Annotated in this window: 10 protein-coding genes, 1 tRNA gene and 3 pseudogenes; 4 read left to right on the top strand and 10 right to left on the bottom strand. The window is 69.7% G+C overall.

Features of this window, described 5'->3' with window-relative positions; translation table 11 throughout:
- Positions 1-5 precede the first annotated feature (5 nt).
- The 4 genes and pseudogenes from Q5Y72_RS01480 to Q5Y72_RS01465 all read right to left on the bottom strand — a co-directional run.
- Positions 6-1,073, bottom strand: a pseudogene (locus Q5Y72_RS01480) (fumarylacetoacetate hydrolase family protein); the annotation flags it as partial.
- A 58-nt stretch (positions 1,074-1,131) separates the two neighbouring features.
- Positions 1,132-1,923 (bottom strand): annotated as a pseudogene (locus Q5Y72_RS01475) (substrate-binding domain-containing protein); the annotation flags it as partial.
- Between the two features lie 15 nt (positions 1,924-1,938).
- Positions 1,939-2,985 (bottom strand): ABC transporter permease, encoded by a 1,047-nt coding sequence (locus Q5Y72_RS01470; protein ID WP_305961641.1) that lies wholly within the window; start codon positions 2,983-2,985, stop codon positions 1,939-1,941.
- Positions 2,916-3,530 (bottom strand): ABC transporter permease, encoded by a 615-nt coding sequence (locus Q5Y72_RS01465; protein ID WP_305961640.1) that lies wholly within the window; start codon positions 3,528-3,530, stop codon positions 2,916-2,918. Before Q5Y72_RS01465 ends, Q5Y72_RS01470 begins: the two co-directional genes overlap by 70 nt.
- On the opposite strand from Q5Y72_RS01465, the gene Q5Y72_RS01460 reads away from it, so the two are divergent.
- Positions 3,495-3,791, top strand: coding sequence for an integrase core domain-containing protein (locus Q5Y72_RS01460; protein ID WP_305961639.1), 297 nt, complete (start codon positions 3,495-3,497; stop codon positions 3,789-3,791). The genes Q5Y72_RS01465 and Q5Y72_RS01460 overlap by 36 nt on opposite strands.
- Positions 3,792-3,829: 38 nt before the next feature.
- Here Q5Y72_RS01460 and Q5Y72_RS01455 read toward each other — a convergent pair whose 3' ends face one another.
- Positions 3,830-4,204 carry a transposase gene (locus Q5Y72_RS01455; protein WP_305961638.1) on the bottom strand — a complete coding sequence of 125 codons (375 nt, stop codon included), beginning with the start codon at positions 4,202-4,204 and terminating at the stop codon, positions 3,830-3,832.
- Between the two features lie 279 nt (positions 4,205-4,483).
- On the opposite strand from Q5Y72_RS01455, the pseudogene Q5Y72_RS01450 reads away from it, so the two are divergent.
- Positions 4,484-4,642: pseudogene (locus Q5Y72_RS01450) on the top strand (IS5/IS1182 family transposase); the annotation flags it as partial.
- A 289-nt stretch (positions 4,643-4,931) separates the two neighbouring features.
- Here the strand turns inward: Q5Y72_RS01450 and Q5Y72_RS01445 are convergent.
- Together Q5Y72_RS01445 and mprF are read right to left on the bottom strand one after the other, a co-directional pair.
- Positions 4,932-5,007: transfer RNA gene (locus Q5Y72_RS01445), tRNA-Ala, on the bottom strand.
- Complete coding sequence (mprF, locus tag Q5Y72_RS19845; protein WP_371930735.1) at positions 4,967-7,771, bottom strand: bifunctional lysylphosphatidylglycerol flippase/synthetase MprF; 2,805 nt, start codon at positions 7,769-7,771, stop codon at positions 4,967-4,969. The genes Q5Y72_RS01445 and mprF overlap by 41 nt, the downstream gene beginning before the upstream one ends.
- 263 nt (positions 7,772-8,034) lie before the next feature.
- Between mprF and Q5Y72_RS01425 the strand changes: the two genes are divergently transcribed.
- Both Q5Y72_RS01425 and Q5Y72_RS01420 read left to right on the top strand, forming a co-directional pair.
- Entirely contained in the window at positions 8,035-9,276 is a 1,242-nt protein-coding gene (locus tag Q5Y72_RS01425; RefSeq protein ID WP_305961634.1) for an efflux RND transporter periplasmic adaptor subunit, read from the top strand.
- A 28-nt stretch (positions 9,277-9,304) separates the two neighbouring features.
- A complete protein-coding gene (locus Q5Y72_RS01420; RefSeq protein ID WP_305961633.1) occupies positions 9,305-12,472 on the top strand; it encodes an efflux RND transporter permease subunit in 3,168 nt (1,055 codons plus the stop codon).
- Between the two features lie 12 nt (positions 12,473-12,484).
- On the opposite strand, the gene Q5Y72_RS01415 is transcribed toward Q5Y72_RS01420, so the two are convergent.
- Genes Q5Y72_RS01415 through Q5Y72_RS01405 form a run of 3 tightly spaced genes read right to left on the bottom strand, consistent with a single transcriptional unit; the run spans position 12,485 to position 14,786 of the window.
- On the bottom strand, positions 12,485-13,831 hold the full coding sequence (locus Q5Y72_RS01415) for a sensor histidine kinase (protein ID WP_305961632.1): 1,347 nt from the start codon (positions 13,829-13,831) through the stop codon (positions 12,485-12,487).
- Positions 13,831-14,490 (bottom strand): response regulator transcription factor, encoded by a 660-nt coding sequence (locus tag Q5Y72_RS01410; RefSeq protein ID WP_305961631.1) that lies wholly within the window; start codon positions 14,488-14,490, stop codon positions 13,831-13,833. The genes Q5Y72_RS01415 and Q5Y72_RS01410 overlap by 1 nt, the downstream gene beginning before the upstream one ends.
- Positions 14,490-14,786, bottom strand: coding sequence for a PepSY domain-containing protein (locus Q5Y72_RS01405; protein ID WP_305961630.1), 297 nt, complete (start codon positions 14,784-14,786; stop codon positions 14,490-14,492). The genes Q5Y72_RS01410 and Q5Y72_RS01405 overlap by 1 nt, the downstream gene beginning before the upstream one ends.
- Positions 14,787-14,902: the final 116 nt, after the last annotated feature.

Genomic DNA, 14,902 nt, shown 5'->3' with positions numbered 1-14,902 from the left:
TGTCCTCAGATCAGGTCGCGCGCCGCGAGGTTGCGCATCAGGGCGGCGGTGCCGAAGCGCCATGCAGGCGCCTCGGTCGACAGGCGAACGGTGTTCGTCAGGGTGCCGAGCGCGCTAGCGTGGATCCGCACCGCATCGCCCAGCTTGTGGGTGAAGCCCTCGCCCGGCACGTCGCGATCTTCGGTCGGGGCGAAGAGCGTGCCGAGAAAGAGGACCATTCCGTCGGGATACTGGTGATGTCGCCCCATGGCCTGGGCTACCAGATCGGCGGGGTCGCGGCTGATCTCGGCCATTGTGGAATGGCCCGTCAGCACGAAGCCGTCCGTTCCGGTCACGGTCAGGTCCAGTTCGGCCCTGCGAATATCGTCGAGGGTGAAGTCCCCGTCGAACAGCCGCAGAAACGGCCCGATGGCGCAGGCCGCGTTGTTGTCCTTGGCCTTGCCCAGCAGCAGCGCCGAGCGTCCTTCCACGTCGCGCAGGTTCACATCGTTGCCAAGGGTGGCGCCGACGATCCTTCCTTTTGAGGACACGGCCAGAACGATCTCGGGCTCGGGGTTGTTCCACGCCGAGACCGGATGCAGGCCGACGGCGGCCCCCGTTCCGACCGCGCTCATCGGCTGGGCCTTGGTGAAGACCTCGGCATCCGGGCCGATCCCGACCTCGAGATATTGCGACCAGATGCCGACCGCGATCAGCGCCTCCTTCAATTCGACGGCCTTGTCCGAGCCAGGCACGACATTGCGCAGGCTGTCGCCCAAGATCGCGGTGCAGCGGGCGCGGATGTCCTCGGCCTTTGTCGGGTCGCCCGCGGCCTTTTCCTCGATGACGCGCTCCAGCATGGACGACACGAAGGTCACGCCGCAGGCCTTCACGGCTTGAAGGTCATTGGGGGCGAGGGGCCAGGGCCGGTCGGGGTCGGGCGTCTCGGTTGCATTGTCGGCAAGGTCGGCCAGCCTGCACAGCGGCCGACCCTCGGTCGCGCGCGCGGCCGCGGCGGGGTCGTCTGCCTCGAGCAGCGTCTGCAGGGTGGGGATCTTGCGGGAGGTGATGTCGAGAACCGTGTCGCCCTTCAGCCGAGAACACGGTCAACGCCGCGGCCTGACGACGGATCGCGGGGCTCGCGCCTTCGACGCCCGACAGCATCCAGACCCGCGACGGCCCCCGCAGATGTTCCACGATCCACTGGGCCGTCACGCGCCCGATGCGGCTGTCCGAAGCGGTGACGAAGGACACCAGGCAGGACGGGTCGCTGGGTCGGCGGTCGAGCGCGATGATCGGCAGGCCGGTGGCCGACAATTCAAGCAGCCGCTCGTTGAGTGACCGGTTCAGCACGTTGGGGCAGCTGACGATCAGGATGTCGATGCCGGTGCGGACCAGGTCGTCGATCTGCGCGATCTGGGCGTCGGGGTCGTCGTCGGCGGTCCTGATGTCGAACGCGGCGATTCGGTCTTCGTTCAACTGATGGCCGTAGCGCATGCTGGCCAAAAGCGCGACGCGCCACGGGTTGGACAGGGACGCGTTCGCGAACCCGATCGTCACCTTGCCCGGTCTGGCAAAGCGGGCCGTGTCCACCAGTTCCACCAGGTCGGGCCGCCACGGGTCCTCCCCGGCGAGGCTTGCAGGTTCTGCGCGTTTGATGCCGGGCAGGGCGGCCAGACGCACCGGTGCCTCGTCAAGCGCAAGGGCGGGCTCAAGCGGGCCGAACATCAGGTCCGCCGCCTTCGGTCCAAGCTGCAGCAATCCGTGATCGACGCGCGCAAGCCACCCCTTTGCAACCAGTGCACGGATCAGGGCGTGGCCCGTCGCCCGTGTCAGCCTGGCCCGGGCCAGGATCTCCACGCTGCGCAGGGGTCTGTTCGCCCCGTCGAATTGCACGAGGATATCGACAATCCGACTGAGGTTCGAGCGCAAGCGCTCCGGCATGGTGGTTCCTCCGGGTCATGCCCTGCTCCGCGTCATGTAGACGGCGGCAGCCAGGATGATCAGGCTTCCCTTGATCAGCATCTGCAGCTCGGTCGAGAGCCCCAAGATCACCACGATGTTGAAGAGCGACACAAGGATCAAGGCCGCAAGCAGCGCCCCCGGCACCGAACCCCGGCCGCCCGACAGCGCGGCGCCGCCGATCACGGCGGCTGCAATCGAGTCGAGCTCGTAACCGCGGCCGGTCCAGTTGTCGACGATGCCGACATAGCCCACGAGCACCAGCCCGCCGATCGCTGCCATCAGGCCCGAGATCGTGAAAGCCATGACCACCAGAAATCGCACCGGAGCGCCGGTCATCCGGGCCGCATCGGGGTTGACGCCATAGAGCTTGAGCCGTCGGCCGAACACCGTCCGCTCCAGCATCCAGTGCGCCGCCGCGCCAACGACCAGCAGCAGGAGCACCGCAACGGGAATTCCCGCGACCGTCCCCGTCGAGAGGTAGCGCAACCCCTCGGGCAGCGTGCCGGAGGGCGCGCCGCCGGTATAGGCAAAACGCAAGCCTTGCAGCACGATCATCGTTGCCAGCGTAGCGAGGAAGGGCGTGACATGCCGGAAGGCCACGAGATAGCCGTTCACCGCGCCCATTGCGGTGCCCAGGATCAGCCCGAGCACAAGGATCACGGCGATGTTGTCGCCCATCCCGATCGCCAGCACCGCGACCGTGGCCATGATCGAGGCGACCGACAGGTCGAGGCCGCGCACGATGATCACGATCATCTGTCCGATGACCACGAATCCCAAGGGTGCCGCGAGGATCAGGATGTCGCGAATGTTGGCGGGGTTCAGGAAGCGCGGGCTAAGTGCGGCGGTGACCGCCCAGATCGCCACGAGGAACCCGAAGAGCATCAGAAGCTCGCGCCGATTGCGTGCGCGCACGGTGCCCGAGTTCCGGGACTGCGCGGCCGGTCCGGCGGTTGCGGACGTCATGGCCATCAGCGGGCCCTCCCTGCGAAGAACGATACGGCGGCGACGATGATCAGCCCCTCGATGATCCACTGCCATGCGCTGGACACGTTCTGGAAATTCAGCACGTTCCCCATCAGCGCCAGCAGGATCACGGCGAGGAAGGTGCCAAGCACGCCACCCTTTCCACCGGCCAGAAGCGTGCCACCGACGATTACCGGCGTGATCGAGCGCAGATCGAAGCCGACCCCCGCCCGCGGATCGCCCACACCGAAGCGCCCGGTCATGTAGATCGCGGCCACTGCGGCTAGAAGCCCGCTCAGCGCGTAGACGGCGAGTTTGGTCTGCCGCACCGGCACGCCCGAGATCGCGGCGGCGGGTTCGTTGTCGCCGATGGCGTAGACGCGGGTGCCGAACCGGGTCTTCCACAGCATGATGCCGATCAGCAGGTAGAGGGCGAGCACCAGGATCATGCCGTATGGCACTGGGCCCAGCCGGCCATAGATGAAATCCTCGAAGAAGAGGGGCACCGACCCGCGCGGCTGGTTGGTGAGCAACAGCGCGGTTCCGGCGAGAATGGTCGAGGTTCCCAGCGTCACGATCAGCGGATGGATGCCGACAAGGGCGGTGATCGCCCCGTTCACGAGGCCTATCCCGACCCCGAGCGCCAGCACCACGGTGATCCCTGCGACAACGCCTTGGCAGAAAGCATCATCGGCCTGGTCAGGACCGAGGTCATCAAGCTCCTCGGCCCCTGGAAGTCCGTTGGTCGGGTCGAATGGGAAACCCTGAAATGGGCCGACTGGTATAACAACACCCGCCTGCACAGCGCCATCGGATACATCACACCGGACGAAGAAGAGGCCTTCTACGCAAGCTTGAACGCTGCCGAAAAAGCAGCGTAATCATTGAAACACAAACTCTCCGGCAAACCCGGGGCGGTTCACTCCGGGCGACGGATTATCCCGTGAACCGCCTCCGCGGTGTTGGTGTGCGCATCAGCACCCGGCCCTCCGGCGTCGTGATCGACATATTGCCCGGCCGAATGATTGACGGTGAGATGCCGGTGGCCGGGCGCAACGCGGCGATAGGCCGGCAGTGCATCGGTCATGACCGTGGCGGCGGGGTCAAGCCGAGCCGAGGCCGCCGTGCTGATCGACTCACTAGAATGACTGGCGATCCGTGCGAGAACGACCCGGCCACCGCGTTCGACCATGGTCAGAACCAGCAGTCGGCCTGCGCCATGCCCAGAGGGAACGCCGCTCGGACCGGCGTCCTGACCCTTGCGAGGCGGTGCGCCTGCGCAAATCTCGTCCATTTCCACCAAGGCCACACATACGGATATGGCGGTCACTCATCCTCTCGCGGACGCGGTGGCCGCGATGCCAAGCGACCTCGTATGTGATACCCCACATCTCAGGCAAGCCTTCATAGAGCCTCAGTCGAACCCCCGCTCGGGCTTTTCGTGCCGCAGCTCGCGCGCCAAATGGGCGATGACCTGCGCCGTGATGGACGGGGGCGCATCACCCGCCGGACCTCGGTGACCACGGGCGCTTCCGCGAGGTCTGCGGATCAGCGACGCGGGACGCCCCCATCGCTGTCCGCCCGAGACTTCGATCGTCAGGTTGAGGAGTTCCGCCTCAGGGTCACCGTGCTCAGCGGCTTCACCGCGCCCGGCACACCCGTCGCGGAGGTCACTGGATGCTTCTGTCCAGGGAACGGAAGAATCTGGTCCTCGGGCGATTTGTGGAAATGAGCGAGGGAAGGGGGCAATCGCCATTGTTTCCCGAGAAGCGGGTCAGTGCGCTCGAGATACGCGCCGTGGTCGTCGGGGCGCCGGATGCCCTGCTTATGGACCTGTCGCGGCTGACCGAGGACGCTCTGGGAAGGCGTCCGACGAAAATCCCATGGTCTTGATCCCTGATGATCCATCGAAAGGCCTGCCATGTTCCACGACATCTTCGGGATTCTGGCGGATCTTCAGGAGGCTGGATCGACCGAGGTCGTCAATGTCGGGCAACTGCCTGACGTGCCGATGCCTGAACTGGTGGAGCCGAGGGGAATCGAACCCCTGGCCTCATCATTGCGAACGATGCGCTCTACCGACTGAGCTACGGCCCCACAGGCCGGAGGTTCTAACCCTCTGCCGGCGGTTGTCAAGGCGTTGGCTGACGGCGCGTGAGAGCGAGGCAAGACCCGTCGCGCCGGGCTGGCCCCCGTCGCCGGAAGGACCGCCCCGTGCAATCAGGCGGGCGGCGTCGGCCAGCGGCAGCAGCGGCGGCATTCCGGTCGCGGTGGCCAGGTAACGCGGCACCCAGGCGGGGTCGAACTTGGCCTTGAAGGCGCGCAGACCCTCGAAATTGTAGAAGCTGCCGCCGTGGCGATAGACCAGCGCGCCGAACCGGTCCCAGAGGCGCCGGCTGCGATCCGGGGCCAGACCGGACAGCGGCGCCATGCCAAGCGAGAAGGAGCGGTAGCCCAGTTCGCGCAGGCGCAGGATCAGCGCGGTGAACAGGAACTCCATCGTGCCCGAGGGCGCGTCGGGCACATGCCGCATCAGGTCCAGCGCCGCGCGGTCGGGAAGGTCCGTTACCAGCACATTGGCGAATGCCACGACGCGGCCATGCCGGCGCACCACCGCCACGGGCCAGCGGTCCAGCCAGGCGCGGCTGTAGCGGCCGACCGAGAAACCCTTCTCCTGCGCCCGCTTGCCATCCAGCCAGGCCGATGACACCGGGCCGATCTCGGCAAAGAGGGCGTCGTCATGCGGCGGCAGGTGCAGGTCCAGGCTCAGCCCGTCACGGCCGGCGCGGGCATGGCTGGTCCGCAGCCGCTTGCGCGACGGCCCGTCCAGCGAAAAGGCGGTCAGGTCGATCACCGCCTCCTCGCCCATCTTGTGCAGCGTCATGCCCAGATCCAGCATCTGCGGCACCGATTCGGGCCCGATCTCGTAGAAGACCGGCCGGGCACCGGCGCGGCGGGCGGCATCGACGAAGTCGAAGCCGACCTCCTGCGCGGCGGCGGGTTCTCCGACGGCCGCGCCATAGGCGATCCAGGACGAGCCTGCGGTGCCGAACATCACGAAGGCCTGACCGTCATCGGACAGCAGGATGGTCTTGTCGCCGGTCAGCGCGAAACCGGCCAGCGGCGAGGTGCCGCGGCGCAGGATCGCCTCGGCCCGGGCCAGTTCCTCGGGACCTGGCGGCGCGGGACGGAAGCGCGGCGCCCGCAACAGCAGGTAAAGCGCCGCCAGCGCGATCACCATGCTGGCCAGCAGCCCCGACCGCAGCGCCCGCGGGGCCCGCTCGTCGGCGGCGAACTGCCACCACAATTCGTTGACATAGGGCGTGCCCTTGTGCGCGAAGAACAGCACGAAGCCCAGCCCGACGATGGCCGCGATCATCAGCACGATCCAGCCCGGCGTCAGCGCCGCATGGGTCAGCATCGAGCGGCGGTGAAAGGCCGGGCGGAAGGGCAGCAGCATCGCCAGCCCCGCCAGCATCGCCGCCGCCTGACCCGTCTCCTGGCCCTGGAACAGCGCCATGCCCGCGCCGAGTCCCATGGCCAGCAGGGTCAGCGTCCAGGCACCCAGGCTGCGGCGCGCCAGGCCCAGCGACAGCAGGATCAGCAGGGCGCCAAGGGCGCTGCCCAGCAGCGCAGAGCCCTCGATCAGCGCGAGGGGCAGGAAGGTCTCGGCGGTCTCGGCGGCCCGGGTCAGCGGCGGCAGCAGCGACGAGCCGGACATCAGAAGCCCGGCCCCGAAGACCATCACCGCCAGCAGCATCGGCGCCAGCGGCTGGATCGCCCGAAAGGCCGGCTCGGTCGCGGCAAGGGCGCGGGCGGCGCGGCGTGCGCCCCCGCCGCGGCCCAGCAGCCGCCACGCCTCGAAGGCCGAAAGGCTCGCTAGCGCGATCGCGAAGGGCAGCAGGTAGTAGATCAGCCGGAACAGCAGCAGCGCCGCCGCGATGCTGCCGATCGGCGCGCCGGCCGGCAGCGCGGCGATCAGCACCGTCTCGAAAACGCCGACGCCGCCCGGCACATGGCTGACGACGCCGGCCATGGTGGCGGCCGCGAAGATGGCCAGGAAGGTCAGGAAATCGGGCAGATCGCCCGGCAGCAGCACATAGAGGGCCAGCGCCGACAGGCAGACATCGCCGATGCCGAACAGCAATTGCCCCGCCAGCAGGCCGGGCGAGGGCGCGCGCATGCGGAATGGCCCAAGTCTCAGGCATCGGCCGCTGATCGAGGCCAGCAGAAGCGGCAGGGTGATCGCGAGGCAGGCGGCGATGGCCAGCCCGCGCAGCAGGCCCGGCGACAGCGGCAGGATCGGCGCCAGCGCGTCGGGATGGGCGGCCAGCGCAAGCAGCCCGACCAGCGTGGCCGCGATGCCGAAGGACGCCGCCGCGAAGGCCGAGACGGCGGCGATGTCCAGCCCGCTGAGGCCCAGCCCGGCATAGAACCGCCAGCGCACCGCCCCGCCCGTCAGCGCCGTCAGGCCGATGGTGTTGCCGAAGGCATAGGCCATCAGCCCGCCCGTCAGCACCACCGGCGCCGGCAGCGGCCGGCCGATATGGCGCAGCGCCGACCAGTCATAGCCGGCGAGGCACAGATATCCGGCCAGCGTCGCCGCGACCGACATCGCGATCATCGGCCAGGGCGTCGCCCGGATCTGTCCGGCCACCGCCAGCAGGTCGACCGGCGCCAGCAGCCGGTGCAGCGCATAGAGTCCAAGACCGAACAGCGCCGCCGCCAGCAGATAGGGCAGCAAGTCGCGCAGCCGGCTGCGCCGGGCGGGCGCGGAGGCGTCAAGGCGATCCGCGTCGGGCGCGGCCGGATCAGGCCGGGAAACGGGGGCAGGGCCGGGAACTGGGGCAGGGATGGGCACGGAACCTCGCGGCTTTGGGACGCGGCTCCATCTATGGGATATCGACCCCGCGCGTCGATAGCCTATCCGACAAGGCCTAAGGTTGTGTTGACGCGGCCGCAGAGTCCGACCGATTCGGTAAGACAGGTTGCCACTTCGGCGCGGTGCGGCTAGCGTGCCCGGGACTCGGCCGGCCGGTCCTGCCGTTTTGCCCCGCGCGACCCCTGATCCTTTTCCTGCGAAGCGGAACCGCCAGCATGACCTCGCTGATTCGACACCTTGGGATGGCTACCCTGTTCGCCGCCATGCTGGCCGCGCCTGCCGTGATGGCGCAGCAGCCGGGCGGCGAGGCGCCGCCGCCCGCGGTCACCGTGGTGACCCTGAAGGCCGAGGATGTCACCCTGACCGCCAGCCTGCCGGGCCGCGTGGTCGCCTCGGCCGAGGCCGAACTGCGCCCGCAGGTGGGCGGGCTGATCACCGAACGGCTGTTCGAGGAAGGCACCCAGATCGCCGCGGGCGCGCCGCTTTATCGCATCGATCCGCGCAGCTACGAGGCCGCGCTGGCGCAGGCCGAGGCCGCGCTGGCACAGGCGCGCGCGCAGGCCGATGCGGCCGGGCGCGAGGCCGACCGCGTCGCGGCGCTGCGCGACCGGCGCGTGGCCAGCGAACAGACCGAGGACAGTGCCATCGCCGCGCGCGACGCGGCGAATGCCGCCGTCAAGGCCGCGGAGGCGCAGGTCCAGTCGGCCCGGATCGACCTCGACCGCAGCACCATCACCGCGCCGCTTGGCGGCGTGATCGGTCTGGCGCAGGCCAGCCCCGGCGCGCTGGTGACGGCGGGCCAGGCGACCCCGCTGGCGGTGATACGGCGCATCGACCCGGTGCGCGTCGACGTGACCCAGTCGGCCGCCGAGATCGTCCGCTGGCAGCGTCAGGGCGCCGCGGCCGCGCTGCCCGCGGGCGTCGACCGCACGGTGACGTTGCGGCTGGCCGACGGCTCGGCCTATGACCAGACCGGGCAGCTGACCGCGGCCGAGCCGCATGTCGACGAGACCACCGGTGTCATCACGCTGCGGATGGAATTCTCCAATCCCGACGGGCTGCTGCTGCCGGGCATGTATGTGCTGGCCGACATCCCGCAGGCACAGCTGAAGGGTGCGATCCTCGCCCCGCAGGAGGGTGTCAGCCGCGACCGGCGCGGCCGGCCCGTGGCGATGGTGGTGAATGCCCAGAACGTGGTCGAGGAACGGCTGCTGGAGATCGTGCAGGATCGCGGCAACGCCTGGGTGGTGCGCGAGGGCCTGGCCGATGGCGACCGGATCGTGGTGGCCGGGCTGCAGAAGATCGGCGCGGGCATGACCGTGGCACCCGAGGAACGCGCCGCAGCCGCGGCCGCCGGGGCCGAGGCGCCCGCCGACACCGAAGCCCCGGCCGCACCGGATGCGGCCTCGGCTGACGCGGAAGCCTCGGCTGACGCGGGGGCCGCGGCTGCCGGCGAGGCTGCCCCCGGCGCCGAAGGCAACTGAGCGCGCAGCGAACAGCGAAAGACCAGCCATGGCCCGCTTCTTCATCGACCGTCCGGTTTTCGCCTGGGTCATCTCGATCATCATCATGGGGATCGGCGTGCTGTCGATCCTGTCGCTGCCGATCGCGCAGTATCCGCAGATCGCGCCGCCCTCGGTCACGGTCCGCGCCGCCTATCCGGGCGCCTCGGCCGATACCGTCGCCAATACCGTCACCCAGATCATCGAACAGCAGATGACGGGTCTGGACGGGCTGCGCTACATGTCCTCCAGCTCGACCTCGGCGGGAAGTTCCTCGACCACGCTGACCTTCGAGACCGGCACCGATGTCGACATCGCGCAGGTGCAGGTGCAGAACAAGCTGTCGCAGGCCACGCCCCTGCTGCCCGAGGCGGTGCAGCGCCAGGGCGTGCAGGTCGAGAAGTCATCCTCGGGCTTCCTGATGGTGATCGGCCTGATCGGCGACGACGATTACGACCAGACCGACCTGTCGGACTATCTGGTGACCAACCTCGTCGACGATCTCAGCCGGATCGAGGGCGTCGGCAGCGTGCAGGTGTTCGGCGCGAAATACGCCATGCGGATCTGGCTCGACCCCTCGAAGCTGGCCGCCTACGAGATTGCGCCCTCGGACGTGGTCGCCGCGGTCTCGGCGCAGAACACGCAGATCTCGGCCGGCGCCTTCGGGGCGGAACCGGCGATGGACGGCCAGCAGCTGAACGCCACCGTCACCGCGCAGTCGCTGTTGTCCACGCCCGAGGATTTCCGCCAGATCGTGCTGCGGGCCGAGAAGAACGGCGGGCTGGTGCTGCTGCAGGACGTCGCGCGGGTCGAGATCGGCGCCGAAGGTTATGACGCAGAGGCGACCTTCAACGGCCGGCCGGCCTCGGGCATGGCGATCAGCCTCGCGCCCGGCGCGAACGCGCTGGACACCGCCGAGCGCGTGAAGGAGCGCATGGCCGAATTCGCCGAATTCTTCCCCGAGGGCGTCGAATACGTCATCCCCTTCGACACCTCGCCCTTCGTCGAGATCTCGATCGAGGAGGTGGTCAAGACGCTGATCGAGGCCATCGTGCTGGTGACGGTGGTGATGTTCGTCTTCCTGCAAAGCTGGCGGGCGACGCTGATCCCGACGCTGGCGGTGCCGATCGTGCTGCTGGGCACCTTCGGGATCATGGCGGCCTTCGGCTTTACCATCAACACGCTGACCATGCTGGCGATGGTGCTGGCCATCGGTCTGCTGGTCGACGACGCCATCGTGGTGGTCGAGAACGTCGAACGGATCATGGAGGAAGAGGGGCTGTCCCCGCGCGAGGCAACGCGCAAGTCCATGGGCCAGATCACCGGGGCGCTGATCGGCATCGCGCTGGTGCTGTCGGCGGTGTTCGTGCCGATGGCCTTCTTCGGCGGCTCGACCGGGGTGATCTACCAGCAATTCGCGATCACCATCGTCTCGGCGATGGGCCTGTCTGTGGTCGTCGCGCTGACGCTGACGCCGGCGCTGTGCGCCTCGATGCTGAAGCCCGCGCATGGCGAGAGGCGCGGATTGTTCGGCCTGTTCAACCGCGGCTTCGACCGCACCACCCGCGGCTATACCGGTGTTGTCGGCTGGATGGTCCGACGGCCGCTGCGGATCCTGCTGATCTATGCCGCGCTGGGCACGGTGATGGTGCTGCTGTTCCTGCGCACGCCCGAGGGCTTCCTGCCCGACGAGGACCAGGGCATCGCCTTCGTGCTGATCCAGGCCCCGACCGGCGCCACGACCGGACGCACGGCGGCCGTGGTCAGCGATGTCCAGCAATATTTCCTGACCCAGGAGGCGCAGAACGTCGAATCGGTCTTCGGCGTCACCGGCTTCAGCTTTGCGGGGCAGGGCCAGAACGTCGGCCTTGCCTTCGTGCGGCTGAAGGACTGGGCCGAACGGCCCGACCCCGCGCAATCGGTGCAGGCCGTGGCCGGTCGCGCCTTCGGGGCCCTGAGCCAGATCCGCGATGCGATGGTTTTCCCGATCGTGCCGCCCTCGGTGATCGAGCTTGGCAACGTCTCGGGCTTCGACTTCTATCTCCAGGCGCGCGGCGGGCAGTCGCAGGAACAGTTGCTCGACGCGCGCAACCAGTTGCTGGGCGCCGTCGCGCAGAACCCGATGATCGCGCAGGCGCGGCCATCCGGGCTCGAGGACGCGGCGCAGTTCCGGCTGGACATCGACTGGCGCCGCGCTGGGGCGATGGGCGTGACCGCGACCGATGTGGCGAACCTGCTGCAGATCGCCTGGACCGGCGCCTATGTGAACGACTTCGTCGATCGCGGCCGCATCAAGCGCGTCTATGTGCAGGGCGAGGCCGAGGCCCGCGCCGGTCCAAGCGATTTCGACAAGTGGCGCGTGCGCAACGCGACCGGCGGGCTGGTGCCCTTCTCGACCTTCGCCGAGGGCGAATGGAGCTTCGGGCCGCAGGGGCTGAACCGCTATAACGGCATCCCCTCGATGCAGATCCAGGGCAGCCCCGCCCCCGGCGTCAGCAGCGGCGAGGCGATGGCCGAGATCGAGCGGATGGTGGCCGAACTGCCGGGCGGCTTCTCGGTCGCCTGGACCGGGCTTTCGCTGGAGGAACGCGAGTCGGGCGACCAGACCACGCTGCTCTACGCGCTGTCGCTGGCCGCGGTGTTCCTGTGCCTTGCGGCGCTTTACGAAAGCTGGTCGATCCCGCTGGCGGTGATCCTCGTCATGCCCATCGGCATCCTCGGCGCACTGGTGGGCGCCTGGGCGGGGCAGTTCGACAATGGCGTGTTCTTCCAGGTGGGGCTGCTGACGGTGATCGGGCTGACCGGCAAGAACGCCATCCTGATCGTCGAATTCGCGCGCGAGCGGTCCGAGGCGGGGGTGCCGCTGTTCTCGGCCGTGGTCGAGGCCGCGCGGCAGCGGTTCCGCCCGATCATCATGACCTCGATCGCCTTCTCGCTGGGGGTGCTGCCGCTGGTGCTGTCCAGCGGCGCGGGGGCGAACGGCCGCAACGCCATCGGCGCCACGGTGCTGGGCGGCACGCTGTTCGCGACGGTCATGGGCATCCTGTTCGCGCCGCTCTTCTATGTGCTGATGCGCCGGCTGCTGGGCCGCAAGGACCGCTTTGACGAGGCCGCTGACAACACCGCCGAGGGGGCGTCCGGCGGGGCGTCCGGGCCTGCCGCGCCCGACCGCGCCTGAGGACCGGACCGATCAGCCGGCGCGCGGCAGGGCCATGATCGCGCGCAGGCCCGGGCCGGCGTTTTCCAGCCGCAGCCGCCCGCCCGCCGCCTCGACGATCTCGGCGGTGATGGCAAGGCCGATGCCCTGCCCGTCGCCGCCCTCGTCCAGGCGCACGCCGCGATCCTGAAGCCCGCCCAGCGCCGTGTCGGGCACGCCCGGCCCGTCATCGCGGATCGCGACCAGCACCCGCCCGGCCTCGGCGTGCAGCCGCGCCTCGACGCGGGTGGCGGCGTGGCGCATGGCGTTCTCCATCAGGGCGCCAAGCGCCTCGGTCAGGTCGTCCGCGTCGATGCGGGCCTTCAGACCGGCCGGCGCGTCCAGGCGCCAGTCGAGACGCGCGCCCTCGGGCATCCGGCGCAGCACCCGGACCAGCCGCGAGAGAACCTCGGCGGGGTGGCAGGCGGCATGGCCGCGATCGGACTGGATCCGCGCCCGGGCCAGTTCCCGGTCCACATGGCGGCGCATGGTCAGCACGACGGCCTCGATCTCGGCGGCGATGCCGGCCTGGCCCCGGTCCCGCAGCTGCGCGGCATCGCCCAGCAGGGCCTGCAGCGGCGTCTTGAAGCCATGCGCCAGATCGCCGGCCCGATGCCGGGCGCGGGCCAGTTCGCGGTCGCGGTCGTCCAGCAGCCGGTCGATCTGCCCGGCCAGCGGCATCACCTCGGCCGGCAGGTCGCCGCCGATCCGCGGGCGCAGCCCCTGGGCAAGGCTGTCAACCCGCGCGCCGATCCGCGCCAGCGGCCGCAGCCCGATGCCGGCCTGTGCGGCGAATGTGGCGACCAGAAGCCCCCCCAGCAGCGCCAGGAACGGCACCAGATCGCCCAGGAAGGACTGGCGCGCGGCGGCCAGCTCGGCGCGGTCCTCGGCAACGGCGATATGCATCGTCACCGGCTGCGCCCCGCCGCCGACCAGCAGGCTCGTCTCGGCCAGCAGCAGCCGTTGCCCGCGCGGGCCATCGGCGCTGCCGATCCGCCAGCGGCCCGGCGGCGGCGGGTCGTCCGCAAGCGGCAGGGCGGCATCCCACAGCGACCGCGACCGCGCGAGCGCATCGCCCAGGCTGATCTGCCAGTAATGCCCGGAAAAGGGCCGCTCATACAGCGGATCGCGCGGCGGCGGGCCGAGGCGCGGCGGCGCATCCCCGCGCGGCTCGGCCATCGCGGCCAGCGCGGTGGCGCGCGCCTTCAGGTCGGCGACCGCGACCCGCTCGGCATGGCGATCGAACAGCACCGTCAGCCCCAGGGCCGAAAGCGCCAGCACCACCAGCACCGCCACGCCGCCCGCCAGCATCAGCCGCCAGCGCAACGAGGCCGGCCGCATCACGTCCCGACCAGCATGTAGCCGAAGCCGCGCCGCGTCGCGATCACCCCGGCGCCCAGCTTGCGCCGCAACCGGGCGATCACCGCCTCCAGCGCGTTGGCCTCGCGCGCGTCGTCATCGCCGTAGAGATGCTCCAGAAGCTCGGTCGCCGGCACCACCCGGTCGCGATGCGCCGCCAGATGCGCGATCAGCCGGAATTCCAGCGGGCTCAGCGCGACCGGCACGCCGTCCAGCGTCGCCTGCATCCGGCTGAGGTCAAGCCCCAGCCGGCCCAGCTGCAGCCGCGTGTCGGCACGCCCGCCCTTGCGCCGGACCAGTGCGCGGGCGCGGGCGACCAGTTCCTCCATGCGGAACGGCTTGGGCAGGTAGTCGTCGGCGCCCGCGTCGATGCCCTCGACACGCTCGGTCCAGGCGCCGCGCGCCGTCAGGATCAGCACCGGGCTGTCGCAGCCCTCGGCCCGCCACCGCTTCAGCACGCTGAGCCCGTCGATGCGCGGCAGGCCCAGATCCAGAACGATCAGGTCGTAATCCTCGGTGCCGCCGCGGAACCAGGCGGTCTCGCCGTCGCCGACGGTCTCGACGCGGAATCCGGCGGCGGCCAGCGCATGACGCAGGTCCGCCGCGATCCGCGGATCATCCTCGACCACAAGGGCGCGCATCAGTCCGTATCGTCCTTGTCCTCGACCCGCAGGATGCGGCCCGTCGCGGCCTGCAGCCGCACCTCGATCAGCCGGCCCTGGGGGGTCACGATCTCGACCTCATATTCCCAGACGCCGTCCTCCTGCTCCAGTTCAATCTCGACCAGCTCGCCCGGATGGTCGCGCGAGACGATCGTCAGGATCCGCTCCATCGGCAGGAAGGCGCCGCGTGCCACGGCATCGCGGGCGATCTGGGCGTCGGGCCGGGTGTCGGGTTGGGCATCGGGCTGGCCTTGCGAGGCGGTGCACAGCAGCACGAGCAGCGCAAGGCTGGCGGGGGCAAGGCGAACAGGGGCAAGGCGAACTGGGGCACGGCGGAAGGCGGCGGGGCGAACTGGGGCGGGGCGATGGGGGGCGAGGCGAATCCGTGACA

This window comes from Paracoccus spongiarum, assembly GCF_030732095.1.
In the GTDB taxonomy this organism is placed as follows: Bacteria; Pseudomonadota; Alphaproteobacteria; order Rhodobacterales; family Rhodobacteraceae; genus Paracoccus; species Paracoccus spongiarum.
The sequence above is the reverse complement of the archived record's forward strand: the minus strand, read 5'-3'. Positions and strand labels throughout refer to the sequence as shown.